At 42.3% G+C, this 24,414-nt stretch carries 18 protein-coding genes; 10 read left to right on the top strand and 8 right to left on the bottom strand.

What is annotated here, in order from left to right; all coding sequences use genetic code 11:
* Positions 1-31: 31 nt before the first annotated feature.
* On the top strand, positions 32-970 hold the full coding sequence (locus tag WH214_RS08900; RefSeq protein WP_339421366.1) for an alpha/beta fold hydrolase: 939 nt from the start codon (positions 32-34) through the stop codon (positions 968-970).
* 13 nt (positions 971-983) lie between these two features.
* Positions 984-1,886, top strand: a complete 903-nt coding sequence (oxyR, locus tag WH214_RS08895; RefSeq protein ID WP_058869206.1) for a LysR family transcriptional regulator OxyR — start codon at positions 984-986, stop codon at positions 1,884-1,886.
* 87 nt (positions 1,887-1,973) lie between these two features.
* Here oxyR and ppk1 read toward each other — a convergent pair whose 3' ends face one another.
* Positions 1,974-4,058 carry a polyphosphate kinase 1 gene (ppk1, locus tag WH214_RS08890; protein WP_062034111.1) on the bottom strand — a complete coding sequence of 695 codons (2,085 nt, stop codon included), beginning with the start codon at positions 4,056-4,058 and terminating at the stop codon, positions 1,974-1,976.
* 110 nt (positions 4,059-4,168) lie between these two features.
* Positions 4,169-4,843, bottom strand: coding sequence for a monofunctional biosynthetic peptidoglycan transglycosylase (gene mtgA / locus WH214_RS08885; RefSeq protein ID WP_004694386.1), 675 nt, complete (start codon positions 4,841-4,843; stop codon positions 4,169-4,171).
* 77 nt (positions 4,844-4,920) lie between these two features.
* Here mtgA and WH214_RS08880 point away from each other — a divergent pair, with 77 nt between their 5' ends.
* Positions 4,921-5,736, top strand: coding sequence for a rhomboid family intramembrane serine protease (locus WH214_RS08880; RefSeq protein WP_339421369.1), 816 nt, complete (start codon positions 4,921-4,923; stop codon positions 5,734-5,736).
* 30 nt (positions 5,737-5,766) lie between these two features.
* Here the strand turns inward: WH214_RS08880 and WH214_RS08875 are convergent, their stop codons facing one another.
* Both WH214_RS08875 and WH214_RS08870 read right to left on the bottom strand, forming a co-directional pair.
* Positions 5,767-8,256 (bottom strand): ABC transporter permease, encoded by a 2,490-nt coding sequence (locus WH214_RS08875; RefSeq protein WP_339993205.1) that lies wholly within the window; start codon positions 8,254-8,256, stop codon positions 5,767-5,769.
* A 1-nt stretch (position 8,257) separates the two neighbouring features.
* Complete coding sequence (locus WH214_RS08870; RefSeq protein WP_339421373.1) at positions 8,258-8,986, bottom strand: ABC transporter ATP-binding protein; 729 nt, start codon at positions 8,984-8,986, stop codon at positions 8,258-8,260.
* A gap of 11 nt (positions 8,987-8,997) precedes the next feature.
* On the opposite strand from WH214_RS08870, the gene WH214_RS08865 reads away from it, so the two are divergent.
* Positions 8,998-9,639: an arylesterase gene (locus WH214_RS08865; RefSeq protein WP_339421375.1), complete on the top strand. Its 642-nt coding sequence runs from the start codon at positions 8,998-9,000 to the stop codon at positions 9,637-9,639.
* Between the two features lie 30 nt (positions 9,640-9,669).
* On the opposite strand, the gene WH214_RS08860 is transcribed toward WH214_RS08865, so the two are convergent.
* Positions 9,670-10,284 carry a carbonic anhydrase gene (locus tag WH214_RS08860; RefSeq protein ID WP_004694391.1) on the bottom strand — a complete coding sequence of 205 codons (615 nt, stop codon included), beginning with the start codon at positions 10,282-10,284 and terminating at the stop codon, positions 9,670-9,672.
* Positions 10,285-10,594: 310 nt separating this feature from the next.
* Between WH214_RS08860 and WH214_RS08855 the strand changes: the two genes are divergently transcribed.
* Positions 10,595-11,626, top strand: coding sequence for an alpha/beta fold hydrolase (locus WH214_RS08855; RefSeq protein ID WP_148826457.1), 1,032 nt, complete (start codon positions 10,595-10,597; stop codon positions 11,624-11,626).
* 15 nt (positions 11,627-11,641) lie between these two features.
* On the top strand, positions 11,642-12,643 hold the full coding sequence (locus tag WH214_RS08850; RefSeq protein ID WP_339421378.1) for a hypothetical protein: 1,002 nt from the start codon (positions 11,642-11,644) through the stop codon (positions 12,641-12,643).
* A 36-nt stretch (positions 12,644-12,679) separates the two neighbouring features.
* Here WH214_RS08850 and WH214_RS08845 read toward each other — a convergent pair whose 3' ends face one another.
* A complete protein-coding gene (locus tag WH214_RS08845; RefSeq protein WP_339993202.1) occupies positions 12,680-14,884 on the bottom strand; it encodes a TonB-dependent siderophore receptor in 2,205 nt (734 codons plus the stop codon).
* A 174-nt stretch (positions 14,885-15,058) separates the two neighbouring features.
* Positions 15,059-15,697, bottom strand: a complete 639-nt coding sequence (gene nfuA / locus WH214_RS08840) for a Fe-S biogenesis protein NfuA (RefSeq protein WP_004981041.1) — start codon at positions 15,695-15,697, stop codon at positions 15,059-15,061.
* Positions 15,698-15,857: 160 nt separating this feature from the next.
* Between nfuA and WH214_RS08835 the strand changes: the two genes are divergently transcribed.
* The 3 genes from WH214_RS08835 to WH214_RS08825 all read left to right on the top strand — a co-directional run bounded on the left by WH214_RS08835 (position 15,858) and on the right by WH214_RS08825 (position 18,464).
* Positions 15,858-16,475, top strand: a complete 618-nt coding sequence (locus tag WH214_RS08835) for a rhomboid family intramembrane serine protease (protein WP_004981045.1) — start codon at positions 15,858-15,860, stop codon at positions 16,473-16,475.
* Between the two features lie 129 nt (positions 16,476-16,604).
* Positions 16,605-16,772, top strand: coding sequence for a hypothetical protein (locus tag WH214_RS08830; RefSeq protein WP_004694400.1), 168 nt, complete (start codon positions 16,605-16,607; stop codon positions 16,770-16,772).
* 144 nt (positions 16,773-16,916) lie between these two features.
* On the top strand, positions 16,917-18,464 hold the full coding sequence (locus tag WH214_RS08825) for a hypothetical protein (RefSeq protein ID WP_339421383.1): 1,548 nt from the start codon (positions 16,917-16,919) through the stop codon (positions 18,462-18,464).
* A gap of 87 nt (positions 18,465-18,551) precedes the next feature.
* On the opposite strand, the gene WH214_RS08820 is transcribed toward WH214_RS08825, so the two are convergent.
* Positions 18,552-20,171 (bottom strand): inorganic phosphate transporter, encoded by a 1,620-nt coding sequence (locus WH214_RS08820; RefSeq protein WP_005399885.1) that lies wholly within the window; start codon positions 20,169-20,171, stop codon positions 18,552-18,554.
* A gap of 427 nt (positions 20,172-20,598) precedes the next feature.
* Between WH214_RS08820 and metH the strand changes: the two genes are divergently transcribed.
* Positions 20,599-24,285 (top strand): methionine synthase, encoded by a 3,687-nt coding sequence (gene metH / locus WH214_RS08815; RefSeq protein WP_339421385.1) that lies wholly within the window; start codon positions 20,599-20,601, stop codon positions 24,283-24,285.
* Positions 24,286-24,414: the final 129 nt, after the last annotated feature.

Genomic DNA, 24,414 nt, shown 5'->3' with positions numbered 1-24,414 from the left:
AATAGATGTCCTTTATGTGAGGATTACAATAATGAATAGCGCACTCCAATATAATCTTTCACCCTATACCTCTTTTATGCGCGAAACCAAAGTCGACTTAGGCAATGGTATTGAACTCCATGTCGAAATCGGTGGCGAAGACCATCATCCGACCATTGTTTTGATCATGGGCTTAGGAGCACAGCTCTTATTTTGGCCTGATTTCTTCTGTAAATCTCTGATTGATCAAGGTTTTCGTATCATTCGCTTTGATAACCGCGATATTGGTTTATCTTCAAAAATTAAACATCAAGGTCCACGCTTAAACACCCTCAAACTGATGGGGCGTTTTGCTTTAGGTTTAGATAACCGTGGTGCACCTTATGACTTATACGACATGGCTGACGATGTGGCACTGCTTTTAGACCGTTTAGGTTTAGATGAAAGTTATGTGATTGGTGCATCCATGGGTGGTATGATTGGGCAAATCCTAGCAGCGCGTCATCCACAGAAGGTCAAAAAGCTCGGCCTAATGTTCACCAGTAACAACCAACCTTTACTGCCGCCGCCTTTTCCAAAGCAACTCTTTAGTCTAATTGGTCGACCTGAAACGACCGATGAAGAAGGAATTGTGAGCCACTCTTTGAAAGTGTTTAAGATCATTGGCTCGCCTGATTATCACAATCCAATCGAGTCAATTCAGACTTCTCGCAAATTATATCGCCGAAGTTATTACCCTGCGGGTGTACTTCAACAGTTTTTAGCAATATTATGTACAGGTTCTTTATTGCAACTGGACAAACAGATTCAACAACCGACCCTTGTGGTACACGGTTCGCGAGACCGTTTACTCCCGCCTAGTCACGGAAAGGCCGTTGCAAAGGCAATTATGGGCGCTAAATTTGAATTAATTGATGGAATGGGGCATGATATCCCACCGCACTTCATTCCAAATCTTAGCGAATTATTTGCACAACACTTTAAATCATAATCATTAGGACACTATGGCTGCATTACCATCCTTAAGACAGCTGTCATATCTCGTTACACTGTCAGAAACGCTGCATTTTACTGAAGCTGCACGCCGTTCATTTGTAACCCAATCGACTTTGTCGGGCGGGATTATGGAGCTTGAACGCCTACTCGGTGGCGTACTTGTAGAGCGTGATCGCCAAAATGTGCGCTTAACTCCTCTAGGCGAGCAAGTCGTTGCTCGTGCTCGTGTTCTACTGGCAGATGCTCAAGACCTGATGCGTTTAAGCCGAGAAATGAGCGAGCCTTTAACTGGTGATTTACATCTAGGTGTTATTCCAACCATTGCGCCATTTATTCTGGCGCAATTGTTAGATGAAGTGCATAAGCAACTCCCTAAAATTCAACTACATTTACACGAAGCGCAAAGTGAGAAAATTGTAGAAAAACTCGAACATGGCAATTTAGACATGGTCGTTTTGGCTCTACCTTTTGATACACGTGGCTTAAAAGTTGCTGAAGTCGCAAAAGAAAGTTTGTTTTTGGTCTGCAATAAATCAGATATCGCAAGCCAAGCCAAATCGCTGGATGACTTAGACCTTTCGCGTTTAATGTTGCTTGAAGAAGGCCACTGCTTACGTGACCACACTTTAAGTGCCTGCCCTATTGGTGAGCGTAAAAACGATCATCGTTTAAAAGCGAGTTCTTTACCGACCCTTGTGGAAATGGTATCGGCTGATCTTGGTTTTACCTTATTACCTGAAATCGCAATTCATACCAATATGATTAAAGCGAATCCAGATTTGATGGTCAAACAAATTGAAGCTGCTCCAAGCCGTATCTTGGCTTTGGTGACACGTAAAAGCACCCCGCTACAAAGCGAATTTGATGTGCTATTACAAATCCTGCAAAAAATTACTCAAAATCTGCACTAAGCTTATTTTTGTGCATAAAAAAGGAGTCAAACATGACTCCTTTTTTTGTGCCTAAATCTTTAGTAGACTCAAGCACAACCCCTAAAGTTATTTAATCACATCTAGCAAATAACGCTGTGCATTATGCTCGGATTCGCCTTCAGCAGGTGTCGCACGAAGCCATGTTCCATCGCCCTGTAGTAACCAAGCTTGTTGATTATCCTGCAAATAGGTCAACAAACCTTGTTGATAAATACGTTTTTTCAAAGCAGGATCTTCAATTGGGAAACAGGCCTCAACACGATTAAATAGATTTCGATCCATCCAATCAGCACTCGAACCATAAATACGCGCATCGCCATTATTACTAAAATAGAAAACACGCGTATGTTCTAAGAAACGCCCCACGATCGAACGTACACGAATGTTTTCCGAAAGCCCTGGCAAGCCTGGGCGTAGACAACAAATTGAACGAATAATGAGATCAATTTGTACACCCGCCTGCGATGCCTCATATAGCTTGTTGATCAGTTGCACTTCAGTTAGTGCATTTACTTTCACAATAATCTGCGCTTTCTTGCCCGCTTTCGCATTGGCAATTTCATCATCAATAAAATTGATCAGTTGTGCATGGAGCGTAAACGGCGCATGAAGTAGCTTTTTCAGCTTCGCCATTTTCCCCATACCCGTCAGTTCTTGGAAAATACGATGTACATCTTCACACAACTCTTTATCGGTTGTAAGCAAGCCATAATCGGTATAAATTCGTGCATTACCCGCATGGTAGTTACCTGTTCCCAAGTGCACATAACGAACAAGTTTATTATTTTCGCGGCGTACCACAAGAATCATTTTGGCATGAGTTTTATAGCCCACAATGCCGTAAACAACTACTGCGCCCGCTTCTTGTAGCACATTTGCCACTTCGATATTTGACTCTTCATCAAAACGCGCACGCAGCTCAATCACCGCGGTAACTTCTTTCCCATTACGCGCCGCTTCTGCTAAGACTTGTACAATTTCAGAGTCTGCACCACTGCGGTAGAGGGTTTGTTTAATCGCCAACACCTGTGGGTCACGTGCCGCTTCACGCAACAAGTTAATCACAGGTGCGAAAGACTCAAACGGATGATGTAGTAAAATATCCTGTTTCTGCATTGCAGAGAACATGCTTTCCGACTTTTTCAACACTTTAGGAATAACAGGAATATGTGCGTCATACCGTAGATGTGGGCGTTTAAAATTGGACAATAAACGCGCCAAGTTCACAGGTCCTTCGACTTTATACAACTGCTCTTGATGCAGATCAAATTCATCTAGCAAGTAGTTATAAATATGTTCTGGACAGTTTTGTGTAACTTCCAAACGTACTGCTCGTCCAAAACGACGTGAACTTAACTCACCTTTCAGTGCTTTGGCTAAATCTTCAACATCTTCATTGAGCGCCAAATCAGCATTCCGTGTGACACGGAACTGATAACAACCAGTCGCAGTCATCCCTGGGAATAAGTCAGAAACATGCTCATGGATAATGGCTGAAAGCATCACATGATGCTCTTTTCCACCTGTGAGTTCATCTGGTAGACGAACCACACGTGGCAATGAACGTGGTGCAGGAACAACGGCCAAATCAATCTGACGACCAAATGCATCTTTCCCTTCCAAAGTCACAATAAAGTTGAGACTTTTATTCACTAAACGCGGAAATGGGTGCGCAGGGTCAAGGCTAATCGGTGTTAAGACAGGTGCAACCTGTTCTTGGAAATATTTCTTCACCCATGAAGACTGTGCAGGCGTCAGTTCCCCACGGCGTAAGAAGCAAATGTCTTCCTCACGTAGTTTCGGCAGAATTTCATCATTGAGAATACGATACTGACGTTCAATTGCAGCATGTGCAGTTTGCGAAATTTGGTCGAGTACTTGGCGTGGGGTTAAGCCATCGGGGCTACGACTTTCATTGCCCAGATCCAACTGTTCCATGACGCCTGCAACACGAATTTCAAAGAACTCATCTAAGTTACGTGAAAAAATCAGTAAGAAATTCATCCGTTCTAACAGCGGATGTAAAGGATCTACGGCTTGTTCCAATACACGTAAATGGAAATCTAATATCGATAACTCACGGTTAATATAGCGATCGTTATACGCGTATTCAGGTTGTAGTATCGGAGATGTGCTTGCTGCCGTATTCATAGCTAACCTTTGATTATTTGAATGCGTTTTATCATGATAAGTATGCTTCAATTTTGTGACAATTTCATAAAAAAAAGCCCATAAATTTGGGCTTTTTCAGATCAATCAAATTAAGGGATATCGCTATAGCGCATATACTTTCGAATCATGCGCTCGCGGTTTTGCAACTTACGGTCATTTTGATGGTCTTGGTAGTATTTCGGATTGGGTAAAATGGCCGCTAAAAAGACCGCCTGCTCTCGGCTTAAGCTACGTGAACTTTTACCAAAGTAGTGTTGGGTTGCAGCTTCCACGCCATAGATATTATCGCCAAACTCCACCGAGTTCAGATATACCTCTAAGATGCGTTCTTTGCTCCACATCCGTTCCATCATCCAAGTTGCAACAGCTTCCTGACCTTTACGAATGAATGAACGCTTGTTATATAAAAATAAGTTTTTGGCCAATTGCTGAGAAATTGTTGAACCGCCGGCAACCACTTTGCCCGTGTCATTATTACGTTCAAGCGCCGCTTGAATGCCATCCCAGTCAAAACCATGATGTTGCATAAATTTGCCATCTTCAGCCGCAACAATGGCTTTTTTCATGTACTCACTGATCTCATCATAATCACGCCATTCGTGTTGAATGGGTTTAGATGGCTCAGACCAATAATCAATCCGCATAAACATGGTGGTTTCCACTGGCTTGTAACGCCACCACGCTAGGCTTGCAAAAATCCACAACTGTACCAAAAGCACGAAGCTGACAACGACTAACAAACTACGAACAATAAAAGCTTTCATGCCAGTGGCTTACTCCAAAAATCATTTTTATTCATGCTAAGCTTGGGCAAATATAGCAAAATTTTAGCAAGAATAGCATGACCGAGCTTACACCTCCGCAAATCAAAACAAAATTTGACGTACATTTATGGTGGATTACCGCCGTCATTATTGCCGTGAATGTTGGGTTGTTTTTTTGGCAAATCCTGCATGGCATGGATGTCAGCAATCCAAGTACAGCTGATGCCATACGCTGGGGAGCAGACTATGCACCACTTACCTTCTTGGCTGAGCCGATGCGTTTATTGAGCAGTATGTTCTTTCATTTTGGCTTGGTTCACCTGATGTTGAACATGTGGGCGCTGTATATTTTTGGCAGTGTGCTGGAGCAAATGTTTGGACGTGTCTATTTTGTTGCGCTATATGTTCTTGCTGGTCTCATGGGTAGCTTGCTCAGTGGTTATATTGCCATTCAAGACAGTTATGAACTGATTCGTGTGGGTTTAGCAAACCCTGAACTCTTGCCGCGTGTCGGTGCAGGGGCTTCAGGTGCCGTCATGGGACTGGGGGCAGCACTGACGGTTCTATCGCTACTGCCGATGCTCCCACAGCAACGTTTTATTTTAGATAAAAAGACTTTGCTCATCGTGATGGGAATCAACTTAGCCATGGGCTTTATGATTTCAGGTATTAATAATGCCGCACATATTGGCGGCATGTTGATGGGTGCTGTTTTGGCGGCACTTTGGTATCTCTCCCAAAAGACGCAGCAGCGTTGGATTATGCCGCTGAGCCTTGTTTTGGCAGCCTGCGGTGCGTATTGGTTTTACTTACACTGCCAAAACCTTGTGGTCTATATTCAACCCTTATGGTCAGAAGTGTTAATGATGATGCGTCAACAGCTCAATTTCTAAGATTAAACACTTAACGTATTAAGAGATCAATCACGAGTGATTGATCTCTCTCAAACTTTGTAAAGGCGGAATATCACTGAGATAACTTAAGCGATAACGCCCAATCAGCGCGCAGAGTAAGGTCATGAACAATGGTAAAATGAGCCAGATTTCCCAGTGTGGTTGAATGGCTAAGCCCATGCGATAACATGCTACCGCACTTATTGCTTCAGCAAATAAACAAGAAACCACACCTGCCATAAAACCAATAAAGCCAATTTCTAGACTGAGCATGCTTCTGAGTTTTTGCTTGGAACCACCAAATGAACGTAATAGCGCCACTTCTCGTTTACGCTCATCCATAAGTAAGTTCAGGCACGCAATTAAAACCAGAATACCTGAAATACTCACTAAAACTGCAAGGATCGTGACAATCTGCACCAACACCGTAACAATGCGCTTAATTTCGTCTAAAATTAAACTGACATCAATAAAGACGGTGTTGGAAAATTGCTGAATAATGCTGACCAATTTCGCTTTGTCAGACTCTGGTACATAAAAACTGCCCAAATAACTGCCCGCATTTTCATCCATGGTCTGTGGCGCAAAAATAAAGAAGAAATTTGGGCTAAAACTTTCCCACTCTACGGTTCGTAAGTTTGCCACTTTGGCGTGAATGACACCCTCTGGTAAGCTAAAGGTCAGTTGATCCCCCACTTTTATCCCAAGCTCTGTTGCGGTATTGGCTTCTACCGAAACTTGTCCTTTTGCTGTGAGTTTTGATGCTCCAGAGACAATTACATTATCTTTAGGATAATTGTCAGCTTGAGTCAAATTTAATTCGCGGCGTAAGGAATTATTTTGCTTGACCAAATCCGCAGCAAAAGGCTGTCCATTTTTGGCAATCAGCCTGCCCCGAATATTGGGATAGAGCGGCGTACTGTTCCATTGGTTCTGCTCAATTTGTGCTTTTAACTTAGGCATGTCAAAAGGCGGTAAACCATATACAAACTGATTCGGGGTTCCCGCAGGAATTTGCTGCTGCCAACGCTCTAACAAATCGGTTCGTAATACGGCTAAGACCGTAATTAAACTAAGTCCCAAAGCCAAAGCGGTAATCTGAAATGCAGTCTGGTAAGGCGTACGGACATAAGCAGAAATCGCATTTTTTAAGCCACGGATAAACTTCAAACTCAGCCAGACTACAGCGTATAACACTGCACATAGAAGGATAATTGCACCAATCACCATGGCTGTCAGTACCATGTTTTCAGTCAAAACAATACTAAACAGCACCAGACTAGCTGTTCCTGCGAACAACATCCAAAACATAGACGAAACCGATTTTTCTTGACTGCGAATGACACGGATCGGTGGAGTATTTAACAGCTCCCAAAAACTCGGTAAGACAAAACCCAGAAGCACTACGGCACTGGTCAACATGGCAATCGGAATCGGTCCGAGCAGCATATCCCAAGCTGAAAACGCAATACTTAAGTGTGGCATCAGTTGTAACATCAACTGTAACAGGCCATAACCCAGCCCTACCCCCACGACACTCCCGACCAGCATGGCAAGCAAGAACACCACACCCAACAAGCTGAGATAAGCCCAGAGAATTTGTGACTTCACCGCCCCCATACAACGCAATAGCGCAATGTGATCTTGGTTTTGTTGTACAAAGCGCTGACTGGTCAAAGCAATCGCAATTCCACACAGCAAAATCGTTAAAATATTCGCCAACTGCAAAAAAGTGTCCAAATTTGCAATTGGTTTCATTAAACGGGTATTGCCCTCACTGGCATTGCGTAGGCGTAAGCTGTTTTGTGGTTCTTCCGCATTAGGACTTTGAGCTGTCGCACTGGCATCTTCAGACAATACATTCTGCTTCTTAAAATTTACTTCAAACTGCTGAGTATTTTGTGCCGTACCTGCCATCAGTAGGCGATAGTCAATACGACTACCAACTTGTATGGCATTGGTTTTGGTAATATCCTCTTCAGAAATAATCACCGTCGGCGAGAACCCCGAAAAGCCTAACTCTTGATTGGAATCATGCTCAATCAAGCCTGTGATCTTAAACACACCATCTGCAATATTGAGTTGATCGCCCAGTTTAACCCGTAGCAAATCCATAGCACGCTGACTCAACCAAGCTTCACCTGAAGCAATATGCTTAGCAGCAGGCTGAATGTGTAAATCTCCACGCAGAGGGAAGGCTTGATCGATGGCTTTGACATTGACCATAACAAACTGATCATCGGTATATGCCATTGAACTAAAGACAGTGACTTCGGATTGTTTTAAATCGAGAGCTGTCGCTTGCTCTTTCCATTTCGGGTCGATTTTTTTGGTGTCCGTTAAAACCAAGTCCCCTGCTAGCATCTCAGCGGCTTGCAGAGCTACAGCATTTTGAATTTGCTCATTACTAAACTTCAGCGCGGTTGTTGCACTGATCGCTAGAATCAACGCAATAATCAATAAATACACACCGCTACTTTTAAAGCTTTGCTTCAGTAAGGGCTGAAATAGAGAATTCATTTTATCCTCCCGTTCGAGGATGTTCGATCAACTGTCCATCGAGTAATTCAAAATGGCGCTGGCACTGTTCTGCAAGCGTATGGTCATGCGTCACTAAAATGAGGGTCGTATCCAACTCACGGTTCAATTGAAACAATAATTGCTCAATTTCTCGCGCAGTTTGACTGTCTAAGTTTCCTGTTGGTTCATCGGCAAAGATAATTTTTGGCTCAGCAATCAGCGCACGGGCAATTGCGACGCGCTGCTGCTCCCCACCCGAAAGTACCTTCGGTGTTTGGGTGGCCTGTCGCTCCAATCCAACTTTTTGCAACAAACTCAAAGCGCGTTGCTCCGATTCAGCGAAGTTAAATGACGCATGAAGCCGTAACGGCAGCATCACATTTTCAACAGCAGTCAGGTGTGGCAGCAGTTGAAAGGACTGAAACACAAAGCCAATATGCTTCAAACGCACATTCGCACGCTGTTCTTCGTTGAGCTTGGAAATACTTTCACCACAAACGATTAGCTCACCACCGCTAGCCTGATCTAAGGTTGCCAAAATACCCAGTAATGTAGACTTTCCTGAACCTGAACGTCCTGTAATTGCGACTTGTTCACCTGCTAATATGCTGAGACTCAAATCTGAGAAAATGGTCAGTTCTTTTTGCGGAAGTTTAATCTTTTGTGTCAGTTGCTGGGCAGAAATAATCACTTGTGGCATGATGCTTACATCACTATGAACTTGGGTCATAACATCCCTATATGCAAATATTCGTGCAAAATCGCAAATTTAAAAAACGTATCAGTTCATACTTGGTTTTGCTTGCACTATGCATAAGCCCCACTTGGGTTTTTGCAAAAACCGTGATGGTTTTAGGAGATAGCATTAGTGCAGGTTATGGCATAGAACCACAGCAAGCATGGGTAAATTTACTGCAAAAACGGTTAGACCAACAGTATCCGAAACAGCATAAAGTGGTCAATGCCAGTGTGAGTGGTGAAACCACCAGTGGCGCTTTGGCTCGTTTACCCAAACTGTTGAAAACGCATAAGCCAAATGTTGTGGTGATTGAGCTTGGCGGGAATGATGGGCTACGGGGTCAGCCCCCTCAGATGATTCAAAAAAATTTAGCGCAACTGATTCAGCAGAGTCAAAAAGCCAATGCCACCGTGGTTGTCTTGGGAATGAAAATCCCACCAAACTATGGCACAGCCTATAGCAAGGCATTTGAAAATAATTACAAAGTGGTCAGTCAACAGTTCAAAGTGAAATTGCTGCCCTTTTTCTTAGAAAGTGTAGCGGGAAATAAAAGCCTGATGCAAAAAGATTTGGTCCATCCAAATGGCAAAGCACAGCCTATTTTATTAAATTTAGCTTATCCCTATATAAAAGGCGCTTTATAAAGCGCCTTTTATTCTGATCATATCCGCTGATCAGAAGTCAAAAAAAACCACTTCACCACTTTCAAGTGAGTACTCAGCGCCAACCACTTGTAACTTGCCTTTGGCAATCAAACTCTCAAGCACAGCTGAGCCATGACGTAACTGATTTACAGAGGCAAATACATTTGAACGTACCGCATGTTTAGACAGTTTGCATAAGTCATGTTTCAGTTCAGTTTGCATCAGAGTTTCAACCGAAGGACGGACACGGTTTACAATCGACATCAAGTTTGCAGACGGTGGGCTATCTGGGTTCATCAGGGTGTCAATGGTGGCTTGAATCGCACCACAGTGGCTATGACCAAGAACCACAACGACCGCGCAGTCATAACGCTCAGCCGCAAACTCAACACTGCCAACTTGCGAAGGTGCAACCACATTTCCAGCAACACGAATGACAAACAGATCACCCAAGCCTTGGTCAAATACCATTTCTGCAGGCACACGAGAATCTGAACATCCGAGTACAATCGCAAATGGGTTTTGGTCTTCCGCCATCTCTGCTCGTTCTTGGTGAGACAATTGCTTATGGTGGGTTGTCTCACCCGCTACAAAACGTTGGTTACCTTGTTTTAGACGGCTTAAAGCTTCTTGAGCTGTTAGCATTCCCTTTCCCACCCGATTGTTATTAAGTTGGACTAGTTTAATCCCAGCGAAATTGATTGTCACTTGCAAAAAACATAGCGGCTTCTTTTTTTGCTTAATTTTAAATTTGCATTTTATCTCAAACAAATCGTTACGCAGTTCACACTTTATCCAAATGCAGTATATCCTTTCAAATAAATAATTAATGACATTTGCATGAAAGCTATTAGAATCAAATAGACCTGTAAATAAACATAAAAACTATTCAAAATCAGAGCATTTTTATCTTATTCGGTCAGTTTTTTCATTCATCTCCGTTTAAGGATGAACCATGATGATGCGCTCAAAATCCGTCTTGAAACAAAGTCTAAAGGCCGGTCTATTCGCCTTAGCTTTGTCATTTTCTTTCGCCAGCCATGCGGTCGAAAATACCATCATCAAAGACAAACTCAGTTTACAAAGCTACCTTCTACAAGAACGCGTCACCGCCGGCTTAAAAACCAAAACGCTTAAAGTGGATGACATCGTTTGGAGCTATAACGAAGGCGGTGCAGTTGATAAGCCAACGATTTTGCTGATTCATGGTTTTGCTGGAAATCGAGACAATTGGAACCGTGTAGCACAATTTCTAACACCGTATTACCACGTGGTTATCCCTGACCTTCCGACTAATGGCGACACCAAAGTCCCTGATGATTTTGATCTCTCTATGCCAAATGTCACAGAGCGACTCCGTCGTTTTGTTGAAGCCATTCATATACAAGATAAGCTGAATGTTGCAGGACATTCTATCGGTGGTTCTATTGCAACCCTATATGCCGCGCAATACCCTTTTGACACGCAAAGTTTGTTTTTATTAAACAGTGCTGGGATTTATAAGAACGCCAACACCAACTATGCCAAAGACCCGCAATATTTAAAGCACTTGATCGTGAGCAAGCCAGGCGATTTAGATGATGTGATGCAACGTGTCATGCAAACCCCAATCAAAATGCCCTATTATTTAAAACGCGCCCAAGAAAAACAGTTAATTACTCAGGCTGAAAAAAACAGTAAAGTGATTGATCAATTGGTGACCTTGAACCGAATTTATACCACTGACTCCTTTGCTCGAGTGACCCGAAATATTGAAGCACCCACCCTCATTTTGTGGGGTAAGCAGGACAAAATTATTAATGTCGAAGTGGCGAATGAGCTCAAATCTTTATTGAAACGTGCTGAAGCTCCTGTCATCCTTAACAATGTTGGTCATATGCCACTTTTGGAGGCAGAACAAGCAGTTGCACAGCACTACCTGCCTTTTCTTGCAAAAACACAAAAGTTAAAAAATCCATTGGCTGATAAACTAATTCCACTAAATTAATTTTGTTGAGTACGTATGCAGAAACACCCGATGATTGAGCAGCTCATTGAAGCTCATCTTAGTTTTTTAGATCATGAGTTTTCGCAAGCAAGTACAGTACAAAATGAATTCACCCTATTTTATCACTGGTTTAGAAAACAAACTTTGCAGCAACTGTGGAGCTTTGAAGACATCAATGCACTGTTGCAAAAACAAATCCTAGCCACACCTGCGACCGAGCATCTAATTTCACAAATTGCTGAGCACATCAAGTTTGCTTTAATTCATCCCATCAATGAATCAACCAAAATTGCCGATGTGATTCCTGTACTCACCATCGATAAAATTGCGCAATATGTCGCGAGTAAAAGTGGGCATCGTCAGCGTCTAATTAAAACTGTAGTAAATAACCCAGCTTTTTCAGCCATGATTACCCAGCTGATTCAGCACTCGATTCAAGACTATTTGAACAACTCGGTGATGACTAAACGTGTGCCAGGTGTTTCTAGTTTTATGAAAATGGGCAAGTCGGTACTGGAAACCGTCACGGACTCAAACCTAAATGACACTATTGGGCATTATTTGCAAAAGAACATCTTAAAACTCAGTCAAATGAGCGAACAGGTGTTAAATCAAAACTTTAATAATGAAAAGCTATATCATTTTCAAGCCAACCTCTGGCACAAAATCAAAGATATGCCTTTATCAGTTTTGAAAAATTATATTGAAGTACAGGACTTACCTCAAACCGTCGCAATGGGTCACGAAATTTGGGAGCATATGCGTCAAACCAACTATCTCCAGCAACAGGTGCATGACGGTGTTTACGCTTGGTACATTCGCAACCAAGAACGTCCTTTTGATCTACTCCTACGTGACTTAAATATCGACGAAGCTTTAATTCAAAATGAACTTCAAAATTTGTTGAATCCTATTATTCAAGAGCTCATTCGTTCTGATTACTTACGTGATCGAGCACGCTATTATTTAGAACAGTTTTATTATTCTGACCAGGCACAAGCGATTTTAAAGCAATAAAAAAAGCCGCTTTATGCGGCTTTTTTCTTTCATGATTTAGAAGGCATACTTCAAGCTCGCATAATAAGCTCGACCTGGTTCGTTGTAGGTTTGGTTCAAGTCATTATTACGAACAAGTTGCTCATCAAATAAATTACTCACACCTACACGACCGCTAAATTGATCTGTAAATTTGTATCCCACATTAATCCCTGCGATACCATAGCTTGGCACACTTTTCGTGTTCATCGTTGTATTACGCGTTTCAGCAAATTGACGTGGTTTTTGGCGACCATATTGGGTATAAACGAAATTCACATCAAATTGATCTGTAATATCATAGTTGAAAATCGAATTAATCGTGTAATTAGGTACAACTGACAAAGGATTTCCAGTGGTTTTATTCACTGAATCCATCATATAAGTAAAGTTGTTTGTCCAATTAATATTACCAAAATCTAAGCTAACACTTCCTTCTAGACCTTGAATTAAAGCCTTTGGAATATTAGTCCACTCTAATAAATGATATGTTGTTGAACCTACGGTTGTCGTTCCAACGACTTCTTCACCTGATGTGATTTTGTTTTTATAATCATTACGGAACCACGTTAAGCTTGCATTCACAATATTTTTTTCAAACTGGATACCCACCTCTTTGTTAATAGAAGTCTCTGGTTTTAAGTCTGCATTTCCAACTAAATAGCAACTTCCCGAAGCCGTTGCTGTAGTGTCAGGGCAACCGTTACCACGTGTAAAGAGTAAGTAGCCTTCTGCATTTTGATACATATTCGGCGCTTTATACGCTCTTGCTATACCACCTTTTAAAGTGAAGTAATCTCCAAGTTTTTGGGTAATGTTTAAACTTGGACTCCAGTTTGACCCAGACTTACTATGATCATCAAAACGAACTCCCAAGACCAAATCTGTTGCATCAGTTACTTTAAAGTTATCTTCAATGTATGCAGAAGCAATTCGTGATTTCATGTGAGTACGATCAGATGGCAACAGTACCAAACCCGAAGCATCTGCTTGTGCTGTACTGGTTGCATCGCTAAACTTATCTTCAACCCACTCTGCGCCCAAGGTGAGTGCTTGAGGAAAAAATATATCCAATGGAATATTGGTTTCAGCATTAAATCGTGTGGTATCTAGCACCGATGTTTTTTTATCAAATGAATTTGGGCTCCCTTCTGGCCCACCAGCCAATGACTCAGGAATACGCTTATTTTTAGTTTTATCAAATTGAGCCAATAATTTTGTATCACCCCATGCCCATTTTCCTTCGTGTGTTAAAGCATAACTATCCCGGTACATTGTATTGGTTTCTTTACCTAGCAATCCATTGACGTATGCAATGTTGCTAAAGTTAGAATCGGGATTGGTTGCATCTGCATTACTGTTTTGAATATCACCTGTATATTCGTTCCCTTGACGACCAAATGAAGTGTCAAAAGTCAAGCTCTGTTGATCATTAATCTGCCAAGCTAAACGCCCTGAGATATCTTTATTCTCAACACCTTCTCGACCTGCTGCACGACTGCCACTTTCTGTCAGTGGGTTGATATCTGCCGCATCTGCATCCGTCTTGTTATAATTTCCATATAAACGATATGACAATACGTCCTTAATAATTGGACCACTCAAGTTAAAACTTTCTCGATGGCTCGAACCTTCTTTTGAATTTTCAGGTTGGTTGGTAAATACTTCAACCGAACCATGAACTTCGTTTGTCACTTTTTTAGTTTTAATATTAACAACACCGCCCATGGCACCTGAGCCATAACGAGCAGCCGCTGGACCACGCAATACTTCAATAGATTCAATCGCATCTGCAGGCACCCAGTTTGAGTCACCGCGGGTATCACGTTCCCCTCTCCAGCCATAACGCACAGAGTTTCTCGAATTGACGGGCTTACCATCAACCAAAATCAAGGTATTTTCTGGCCCCATACCGCGAATATCAATTTGGCGGTTATTACCACGTTGTCCCGTTGCACTATTGCCTGTTAAATTTACGCCAGGCATCCGACGTACATATTCAGAAATATCATTTACAACTGGTAATTTTTCTAAATCTTTATCCGTAATAATAGATGCGCCTAGGGACTGTTTAACCTGTTCCTCAGCTGTTAATACAATCGTCTGTAATTGTGTTGTATCTTTTTCTGCCCCAGTTGTCACAGTTTCATTCGCCATCGCAAACGAACTCATTGCCCCTACAACAGCCAAAGCCAAAGTTGATCTCGTCAGATTTTTACCCATAACGCATACACCCAAATACAAAAGAAGGAGAGATTGTGTAAATTTCGTAGGGCATTTTAACAAACGATAAACATATTGCAATAAATATTGATAATTATTCTCAATTACATTTTAGCTTTAGATAAAATATAACCTCCTAATTTAAGGAGGTTATTTGGTAAAGTTGATTGAAATTTATTTGAAGTACGCGCCTTCTGCCTGCGTATGATCCGTCTGGTCAATCACACGACGTAACTCAGGAATGTGTTGTTGCAGAGTCGTTTCAACACCCTGTTTCAACGTGACATCAATTGCTGAACAACCTTGGCAACCACCACCGAATTTCAGTACAGCCGTTAAACCATGTTCTTCATCTTCAACAACTTCAACCAATGCACAGTTACCACCATGCCCTGCTAGACCTGGGTTAATTTCAGACTGAAGAATATACGTAATACGCTCTTCAATCGATGCATCAGGACCGACGCGTGGTACTTTCGAGTTTGGTGCACGGAAAGTTAACTGCCCACCAAAACGGTCTTTGTTGTAATCAATCACTGCATCTAATAAGTATGGAATAGACGGTGTATCGATATACGCAGGAAAATCTGGATAATCTTGACGGTAATCGGTTGGGATCACTTCTTCAGGCGCGCTATATGCCATACAACATTCAGCACGTGGTGTACCCGGATTTTCAACAAATACACGTACAGCAATGCCCGGTGTATTTTGTTTTTCTAATAAATCACGTAAATACTCTTGTGCAGTCGGAGTAATCAATAAGTTTGGAATTTCCTCTGCAACTGCAGTGCTGCTGTTCTCAGTCGACATAACAATCATTTCCTCAAGCTGAAGTTGCTATTTTAACTGAAGATGCGGGGTAATTAAAAAAAATCAACCAAAATTGTCGGATTTATTGTGAAAGTTCATCTTTCCGCTCAATTTAATGGCATTATGACCACAAGATAGTTATATGTAGAACATCTCAGAAATGTTGGATTTACCTTTTAATCATACAGTTACGATCATTATTATTACGGTCATTATTTCTATGGTGGCATTTTCAAATCAGAACGTGATGAACCGTCTGATTTTCTGGCCTCCTGCGATGCAACGTGGACAATACGATCGTTTTATTACACATGGCTTTATTCATGCCGATGGTATGCATCTCCTGTTCAATATGTTCACCTTGTTTTTCTTTGGTAGCATTATTGAAAGTTTTTACCGTCAATACTTCTATGAGTTAGGTTTTATTTTGTTTTATCTGGGTGGCTTAATTTTTGCCATTTTACCAAGTTATTTAAAACATAAGAATGATGTGCGCTGGGCAAGCCTTGGTGCTTCTGGTGCGGTCTCCGCGGTATTGTTTGCGTATGTGTTGTTTGAACCTTGGAAGCTGATTTTTGTATTTTTTATTCCCGTACCTGCGATTATTTTTGCAGTGTTGTACGTGGCATATAGCATCTGGTCAGGTAAAAAAGGAAACTCCAACATCAATCATAGCGCCCATCTTTGGGGAGCTGCTTATGGGGTCATCATGACCTTAATTTTAGAGCCGCGGCTTATCCCACACTTTCTGAACAAATTAACCCAGTTACCTATTTAAAGCTGAACCCCTAGTTTGCAAATGGATTGCATCCATACGCATATAGGCTCAGTAACATTTTTTCACAGCAACGGGTGGTCCTGATTTTTACAATGAACATCAGGACAACTATAAACCAAGGAAATTGCGATGAAAATAATGTCTATATTTGCAGCCTTGATGATCAGTCTCAGTTTTACAGCCTGTGCGGTACACACCCCTGAAGGGAGTATCATCGTCGATCCTGATCGTTCTTATTATCCTCATGGCCAAGGCGATTTCTGCCCACCTGGACAGGCCAAAAAAGGTCGCTGCTAAACTCAAAAGCCTTCTATTCAGAAGGCTTTTTTATTACATATATTTTTACATAAATTTGGCATGAAATGCCAAGCAGGAATTTGATTTGGCATAGATAATGTTTACAACTGTATATAAATAGCAAATGCCAGTGAGATTTCTTGCATGTCCAATCCCTTAGATGGTCTTCAATTTCCAACTTACCCTAAAACACAAAAAGTTAGTACCTCACGTACAGGGAAAGAGATTATTGCAGAGGCCTTAGCCAATGTTGATCACCAAACCTCTGTTACTGCACTTACAGAAAAGAACTGGCGTAAACAATATCCACGCTATTTTAAATCCTTAGTTGAATTTGGGATTCGTAATCAAATTGCACCGATTCAAATGGCACAAGACGGTCTTATCAAAGTACACAACATATTTGAGTTTTATCGCGATGGGCAAAAGCATCTCCTCAAAGATGTAATGTCACTTGAAAGCGCACCACTGCATACTATTAAACTCAAAGGCGAAAGTCATGCGACGCCTGAATGGTCTGTCCCTTACAAAGGTACACAGCTTAAAGGGGGAGCTTTACTTGCACAAATCCAAACGTGGTTAGATGCAGGTGTGATTGAACCAAGCCATGCTGAAGCACTGATTGCTTGTGTGAAACATCCTGAATGGTTTGATTTATCAGATCGCACGATGGTTTTGTTCGGTGCGGCATCTGAAGCTGGTCCACTCACATGGTTAGCCCAATGGAAAGCAAATATTGTGGCGGTTGATTTACCCAATAGCCGTGTATGGGGCAAAATTTTAGACACCATTCAACACGGCAATGCCACGCTATATGCCCCATCAGTTGAAGCTTTGAGCGAGGAAACACCTGTGTCTGTGCTTAAAGAAAAACTTGGTGCGAACTTACTGACACAAGTGCCTGAAATTGCACAATGGTTGGTACAAAACCCACATCAGTTAGATTTGGCCGCGATTGCATATTTGGATGGAGAAAAGCATGTCCGTGTTTCTGTTGCAATGGATGCGATCATGCAATATGTCAGTGCGCAAAAAGCAGATACCAGTTTGATGTATATGTGCACACCTACCGATGTCTATGCAGTCCCAGAAGAAGTCATTACAGCGTCTGAGCAAAAGTTCAGTGGTCGCTCTAAAACCCAGCAGATGATCAGCAAGAGTATTTCAACCCTCAGCGGACAACTGTTTTTTAAGAAAAACCTACATGAGCTCGTCGAGTCAGATAATGACAAGTCTTATGGTATTACCGACTGTTTAGTGATTGAACAAGGACCAAACTACGCGTTGGCTAAACGTATTCAGCAGTGGCGTGCAACGCTTGCTCGCTCGGAAGGTCAGCGGGTCAGCATCAACATTGCACCATCAACCACCACACACTCCGTCACTAAAAATCCACTGCTCAAAGCCGCATTTAATGGTGCGAGCTTGTTTGATGTTGAAGCCTTTAAGCCTGAAACCACCAATGCCATCATGGCGGCTTTATGGATCCATGACCTGCGTAATCCTGAATCTGTAGCCAATCCAGAGAACAAACTTGAACATCCTCTAGAACTGATGATGCACGGCGCCAATCATGGTGGCTTATGGCGTGTAGCCTATTTAGCACGTACTGCACTGCCCTTTGCTGCACTCTATGGCTTTGCCGCAGATAAACTACCTTTAGACAAAGTGTGGGCGAAATTCAAAAAGTAAAATATGAACAGTATCGTTCATAAAATACAGAGCTAAAAAACGCTACCCAAGGTAGCGTTTTTTTATCATTGGTTTTTACCAATCAGATTAAACAAACTGTAGGAACAACCAGAACAAGCCACCTGATAAACAGATCGTTGCTGGTAAGGTAAAGATCCAAGCCGAAAGAATGGTTCTTACTGTTGCAAAGTTCAGACCAGACTTGTTTGCCACCATGGTCCCTGCAACCGCAGAGTTCAATACGTGTGTGGTCGATACAGGCATACCAAAGCCATCCGCGGCTGCAATCGTGGTCATCGCCACCAGCTCTGCTGACATGCCTTGACCATAAGTCATATGGTTTTTACCAATACGCTCACCTACAGTCACCACAATACGCTTCCAACCCACCATCGTACCTAGACCTAAAGCCAATGCCACAGCCACTTTCACCCATGTTGGGATGTACTGCAAGAATGAATCAAGGTTACTACGATATTCTTTTACCGTCTTCTTGCCCGCTTCAGACATCGCTGGTAATTGATCTGCTTTATCCAAACGTTTGAACGCAGTCGTACTTAAGTACATGTCATTACGTAAGGCAGAAACTTCAGCTTCAGGAATATCTTTAAGATCTCCATAATGGCCAACACGCTCACCCAAATGATCTGTCAAACTGGCTAAAGCAGGTACGACTTCTGGGGTCATTTCTTTGGTTTGAATATATTGCGTGATCACCGTACGGGCTTTTTCATCTGCAATATCGTTATGATTCGGATAAATCACAGCCGCAGTTTGATCTGAAAGTTGAGCAAATGACTGAATGTGCTGTGAATCTAAATTCTTATTTAAAGAATAAGCCAAAGGCACAATACCAATCAAAATCAGCATGATTAGCCCCATACCTTTTTGACCGTCATTTGAGCCGTGTGCAAAACTCACACCGGTACAAGTAAAAATCAAAATGGCACGAATCAGTGGCGGTGGTGGTTTGTTGCCTTCAGGTGGTTGGAACAGTTCCAGTTGTTTCTTAAAGATTTTTTTCACCAACAAGAACAACACTGCTGCAAAAGCAAAACCGATCATTGGTGAAAACAGTAAAGCTTTACCGACTTTAATCACCTGATCCATATCGACACCTGAAGCTCCACTGCCTGAATGCATCAGGTAGTTCATGATGCCCACACCCAAGATTGAACCAATCAAAGTGTGTGAACTCGATGCTGGAATACCCAAGAACCATGTGCCCAAGTTCCACAAAATCGCAGCGATCAACATGGCAAACACCATGGCAAAACCTGCGCCTGAGCTGACATTCATAATCAACTCAACGGGCAGCAACGCAATAATACCGTAAGCCACTGCACCACTTGCGACCATAACCCCAAGAAAGTTACAGAAACCTGCCCACATCACCGCAACAGGTGCAGACAGTGCATTTGTATAAATGACCGTTGCAACCGCATTGGCAGTATCGTGAAAGCCATTTACAAACTCAAAACCCAAAGCAATGAACAATGCCGTTGCTAAAAGGATTAAAGAGTAAAGATTCAGTGCAGGAACATGCGATAAGTCAGCAGAAAGCTGAAAGCCAATATAAATTAGCGTTGAAATAATGACCGTTAAAAACACCGGCATAAAAAATTTCGGTGTAGGTACGTGCACATTCGTCGACTTGACCTGTGTCACGTGCACCTGATCTTGGACGGGAGGAATATTAGAATTCATGCAGACGGCTAAAGAGGATATCAATATCCCCTATTGTTCAATTTAATTGTGACAATTATATGACAAATGCGTGTCACATGAAGCCAATTTTTTCATAATTGGCTTATTTTAGATCAGCAGTAAATCACCTATAGGCCTTGAACGCACTGTGCTGGCTCAAAATTTAATTTTTCGGTGCTACTTACGCTGAATTATTTTCTTACATTTGGCTGTGCTGTCTGTAACAATCTGCTCTAATCAATATTTTTTCATCTCTACTTATTCTGATCTATTAACATAGCGGGTCTATATTTCACTTTCGTGAAAACTAAAGCTAAATCAGCCTTTTTTATTTGCCATATAGCCAATACCACTTGAATTAGGCATCAATGAACCTGCTTTTCTGCTAAAATATTGCACGTTTTGAAAACCTGTTTGTGAGTTTTGAATGTCTACACTTGCCACCTTAAAAGCACTTCTTGCCGAGCGCATCCTTATTATCGATGGTGCGATGGGTACCATGATTCAGCGTCACAAGCTCGAAGAAGAAGATTATCGTGGTGAACGCTTTGTAGATTGGGCTTCTGACCTCAAAGGCAACAATGACCTTTTGGTGCTGACTCAGCCACAAATTATTCAAGGTATTCATGAAGCATACCTCGATGCAGGTGCAGACATTATTGAAACCAACAGCTTTAACGGCACACGTGTTTCGATGTCGGACTACCACATGGAAGACCTCGTTCCCGAGATTAACCGTGAAGCTGCACGTTTAGCGCGTGCAGCATGCGACAAATATTCAACCCCAGATAAACCTCGTTTTGTTGCAGGCGTACTTGGCCCAACCTCCCGTACTTGTTCTATTTCACCAAATGTAAATGACCCAGCGTTCCGTAACATCACCTTTGACGAACTCAAAGAAAACTACATTGAAGCAACCTATGCCTTAATCGAAGGTGGTGCAGACATCATCTTGATTGAAACCGTGTTCGATACATTGAACTGTAAAGCGGCAATCTTTGCAGTCAAGGAAGTGTTCAAGCAACTTGGTCGTGAACTTCCCCTCATGATCTCGGGCACCATTACCGATGCATCAGGTCGTACTCTAACAGGTCAAACCGCAGAAGCGTTCTGGAACTCGGTGCGTCATGGTGACTTACTCTCAATTGGTTTTAACTGTGCCTTGGGTGCGGATGCCATGCGTCCACACGTTAAAACCATTGCGGATGTTGCAGATACTTTTGTTTCTGCCCATCCAAACGCAGGTTTACCAAATGCCTTTGGTGAATATGATGAAACCCCAGAGCAAACCGCAGCCTTCATTAAAGAATTTGCAGAAAGTGGTTTGATCAATATTACAGGTGGTTGCTGTGGTACAACGCCTAATCATATTCGTGCCATTTACAATGCTGTTAAAGACATTCAACCACGTCAGATTCCTGAAACCAGACCTGCATGTCGTTTAAGTGGTTTAGAACCATTTAATATTTATGATGATTCATTATTCGTTAACGTCGGTGAACGTACTAACGTTACAGGCTCAAAAAAATTCCTGCGTCTTATCCGTGAAGAAAAATTTGCTGAAGCCCTAGAGGTGGCACAGCAACAAGTGGTTGCAGGCGCACAAATTATTGATATCAACATGGATGAAGGGATGCTCGATTCGCAAAATGCGATGGTACATTTCCTCAATCTCGTTGCATCTGAGCCTGATATTTCACGCGTGCCGATCATGATTGACTCATCAAAATGGGAAATCATTGAAGCAGGCCTAAAGTGTGTTCAAGGTAAGGCTGTCGTGAACTCAATTTCCTTAAAAGAAGGTTATGACGAGTTTGTCGAAAAAGCACGTTTATGTCGCCAATATGGTGCAGCGATTATTGTCATGGCCTTCGATGAAACTGGTCAGGCAGATACCGCAGAACGCAAGCGTGAAATCTGTAAGCGTTCTTATGATGTTTTAGTCAATGATGTTGGCTTCCCCGCTGAAGATATTATTTTTGACCCGAACGTGTTTGCAGTGGCAACAGGGATTGAAGAACACAACAACTATGGCGTCGATTTTATTGAAGCCACAGGTTGGATCAAACAGAACCTACCGCATGCCATGATCTCGGGTGGTGTCTCTAACGTCTCCTTCTCCTTCCGTGGTAATGAACCTGTACGTGAAGCGATTCACTCGGTGTTCCTTTACTATGCCATTAAGCAAGGCATGACTATGGGTATCGTGAACGCGGGTCAAATGGCGATTTATGACGATATTCCAAAAGAACTGAAAGATGCGGTTGAAGATGTTGTACTGAACCAAAACCAAGGTGAATCAGGTCAAAACGCCACAGAAAAATTGCTTGAAGTGGCAGAAAAATTCCGTGGTCATAGTGGCGCGCAGCGTGAAGCTGAAAATCTTGAATGGCGGAATGAGTCGGTTGAAAAGCGTCTTGAATACGCACTAGTAAAAGGCATCACTACCTATATCGACGAAGATACCGAAGAAGCCCGCCTCAAAGCCAAACGTCCTCTTGATGTCATTGAAGGCGCATTGATGGATGGTATGAACGTGGTCGGTGATCTATTCGGTTCGGGTAAAATGTTCTTACCGCAAGTAGTAAAATCTGCACGCGTGATGAAACAAGCTGTGGCATGGCTGAACCCGTACATCGAAGCCGAAAAAGGCAATGCACAATCTAAAGGCCGTGTTTTGATGGCAACCGTAAAAGGTGACGTACATGATATTGGTAAGAATATCGTGGGCGTGGTCTTGGGTTGTAATGGCTATGATATCGTTGACCTTGGCGTAATGGTGCCGTGTGAAAAAATCTTGCAAACCGCGATTGATGAAAAATGTGACATCATCGGTTTATCTGGTTTGATCACCCCGTCTTTAGATGAAATGGTGTTTGTGGCCAAAGAAATGCAGCGTAAAGGTTTTGACATTCCTTTATTGATTGGTGGTGCAACCACATCGAAAGCACATACTGCCGTTAAAATTGATCCGCAATATTCAAATGATGCAGTGATTTATGTGGCTGATGCGTCTCGTGCGGTGGGTGTGGCAACCACCCTACTCTCGAAAGAAATGCGCGGTAATTTTATTGCCGAGCATCGTGCGGAATATGCCAAGATTCGTGAACGCTTAGCCAATAAGCAACCGAAAGCAGCCAAACTCAGTTATGTAGAATCGATTGAAAATGGCTTTAAAGTGGATGCGAATTATGTGCCACCTATTCCAAATACGATGGGTACACATGTCCTCACCAACTACCCACTTGCAACATTGGTGGAGTATTTTGACTGGACACCATTCTTTATTTCTTGGAGTTTGGCGGGTAAATTCCCGAAAATCTTAGAAGATGAGATTGTCGGTGAAGCTGCAACGGATTTGTATAATCAAGCGCAAGCCATGCTCAAAGATGTGATCGAGAATAATCGTTTCGATGCTCGTGCTGTATTTGGTCTATACCCTGCACAACGTACAGGTGCAGATACAGTCAGTGTATTTGATGAAACAGCGCAGAAGGTTACGCATACTTTTGAACACTTGCGTCAGCAGTCTGACAAAGTCACAGGCAAACCGAATTTATCTTTAGCCGACTTTATTAGCACCTCTAAAGACAATACGGATTATCTCGGTGGTTTCACGGTATCGATCTTTGGCGCTGAAGAATTGGCAAATGAGTATAAAGCCAAAGGGGATGATTATTCTGCAATCTTAGTTCAGTCTTTAGCGGATCGTTTTGCCGAAGCGTTTGCCGAACATTTGCATGAGCGTATCCGCAAAGAGTTCTGGGGCTATAAAGCCGATGAGACTTTGGGCAATGAAGAATTGATCAAAGAGAAGTATGTCGGTATTCGTCCTGCGCCAGGTTACCCTGCTTGCCCAGAGCATTCTGAAAAAGCGGTGTTATTTGACTGGTTAGGTTCGGAAGAAAAAATCGGTACGAAACTGACTGAACACTTTGCGATGATGCCGCCTTCTTCTGTAAGTGGTTTCTATTATTCGCACCCTGAAAGTGAATACTTTAATGTGGGCAAGATTTCTCAGGATCAGCTTGAGGATTATGCAAAACGTAAAGGTTGGACACTGGATGTAGCGAAGCGTTGGTTAGCACCGAATTTAGATGATTCGATTATTTAATTCATAGCCTTCGAGATCGCTTTAACAGATGAAAGAAATCCCCTCAATTGAGGGGATTTCTTATTCTAGAAACTCAAAAGATCACCATCATTTTTATGACAAATCTTGCTAAAAAATGTCTAAAAACTT

The sequence above is a fragment of the Acinetobacter sp. MYb191 genome, from assembly GCF_037572605.1.
In the GTDB taxonomy this organism is placed as follows: Bacteria; Pseudomonadota; Gammaproteobacteria; order Pseudomonadales; family Moraxellaceae; genus Acinetobacter; species Acinetobacter johnsonii.
The sequence above is the reverse complement of the archived record's forward strand: the minus strand, read 5'-3'. Positions and strand labels throughout refer to the sequence as shown.

What these genes read in the sequence shown, in the direction of transcription:
- WH214_RS08825 (WP_339421383.1), top strand. Translation starts at nt 16,917, where the DNA reads ATGTCCAATCCCTTAGATGGTCTTCAATTTCCAACTTACCCTAAAACA.
- WH214_RS08860 (WP_004694391.1), bottom strand. Translation starts at nt 10,284, where the DNA reads ATGCTAACAGCTCAAGAAGCTTTAAGCCGTCTAAAACAAGGTAACCAA.
- WH214_RS08845 (WP_339993202.1), bottom strand. Translation starts at nt 14,884, where the DNA reads ATGGGTAAAAATCTGACGAGATCAACTTTGGCTTTGGCTGTTGTAGGG.
- WH214_RS08855 (WP_148826457.1), top strand. Translation starts at nt 10,595, where the DNA reads ATGATGATGCGCTCAAAATCCGTCTTGAAACAAAGTCTAAAGGCCGGT.
- WH214_RS08835 (WP_004981045.1), top strand. Translation starts at nt 15,858, where the DNA reads ATGTTGGATTTACCTTTTAATCATACAGTTACGATCATTATTATTACG.
- WH214_RS08875 (WP_339993205.1), bottom strand. Translation starts at nt 8,256, where the DNA reads ATGAATTCTCTATTTCAGCCCTTACTGAAGCAAAGCTTTAAAAGTAGC.
- WH214_RS08870 (WP_339421373.1), bottom strand. Translation starts at nt 8,986, where the DNA reads ATGACCCAAGTTCATAGTGATGTAAGCATCATGCCACAAGTGATTATT.
- WH214_RS08830 (WP_004694400.1), top strand. Translation starts at nt 16,605, where the DNA reads ATGAAAATAATGTCTATATTTGCAGCCTTGATGATCAGTCTCAGTTTT.
- mtgA (WP_004694386.1), bottom strand. Translation starts at nt 4,843, where the DNA reads ATGAAAGCTTTTATTGTTCGTAGTTTGTTAGTCGTTGTCAGCTTCGTG.
- WH214_RS08850 (WP_339421378.1), top strand. Translation starts at nt 11,642, where the DNA reads ATGCAGAAACACCCGATGATTGAGCAGCTCATTGAAGCTCATCTTAGT.
- ppk1 (WP_062034111.1), bottom strand. Translation starts at nt 4,058, where the DNA reads ATGAATACGGCAGCAAGCACATCTCCGATACTACAACCTGAATACGCG.
- oxyR (WP_058869206.1), top strand. Translation starts at nt 984, where the DNA reads ATGGCTGCATTACCATCCTTAAGACAGCTGTCATATCTCGTTACACTG.
- metH (WP_339421385.1), top strand. Translation starts at nt 20,599, where the DNA reads ATGTCTACACTTGCCACCTTAAAAGCACTTCTTGCCGAGCGCATCCTT.
- WH214_RS08900 (WP_339421366.1), top strand. Translation starts at nt 32, where the DNA reads ATGAATAGCGCACTCCAATATAATCTTTCACCCTATACCTCTTTTATG.
- nfuA (WP_004981041.1), bottom strand. Translation starts at nt 15,697, where the DNA reads ATGTCGACTGAGAACAGCAGCACTGCAGTTGCAGAGGAAATTCCAAAC.
- WH214_RS08880 (WP_339421369.1), top strand. Translation starts at nt 4,921, where the DNA reads ATGACCGAGCTTACACCTCCGCAAATCAAAACAAAATTTGACGTACAT.
- WH214_RS08865 (WP_339421375.1), top strand. Translation starts at nt 8,998, where the DNA reads ATGCAAATATTCGTGCAAAATCGCAAATTTAAAAAACGTATCAGTTCA.
- WH214_RS08820 (WP_005399885.1), bottom strand. Translation starts at nt 20,171, where the DNA reads ATGAATTCTAATATTCCTCCCGTCCAAGATCAGGTGCACGTGACACAG.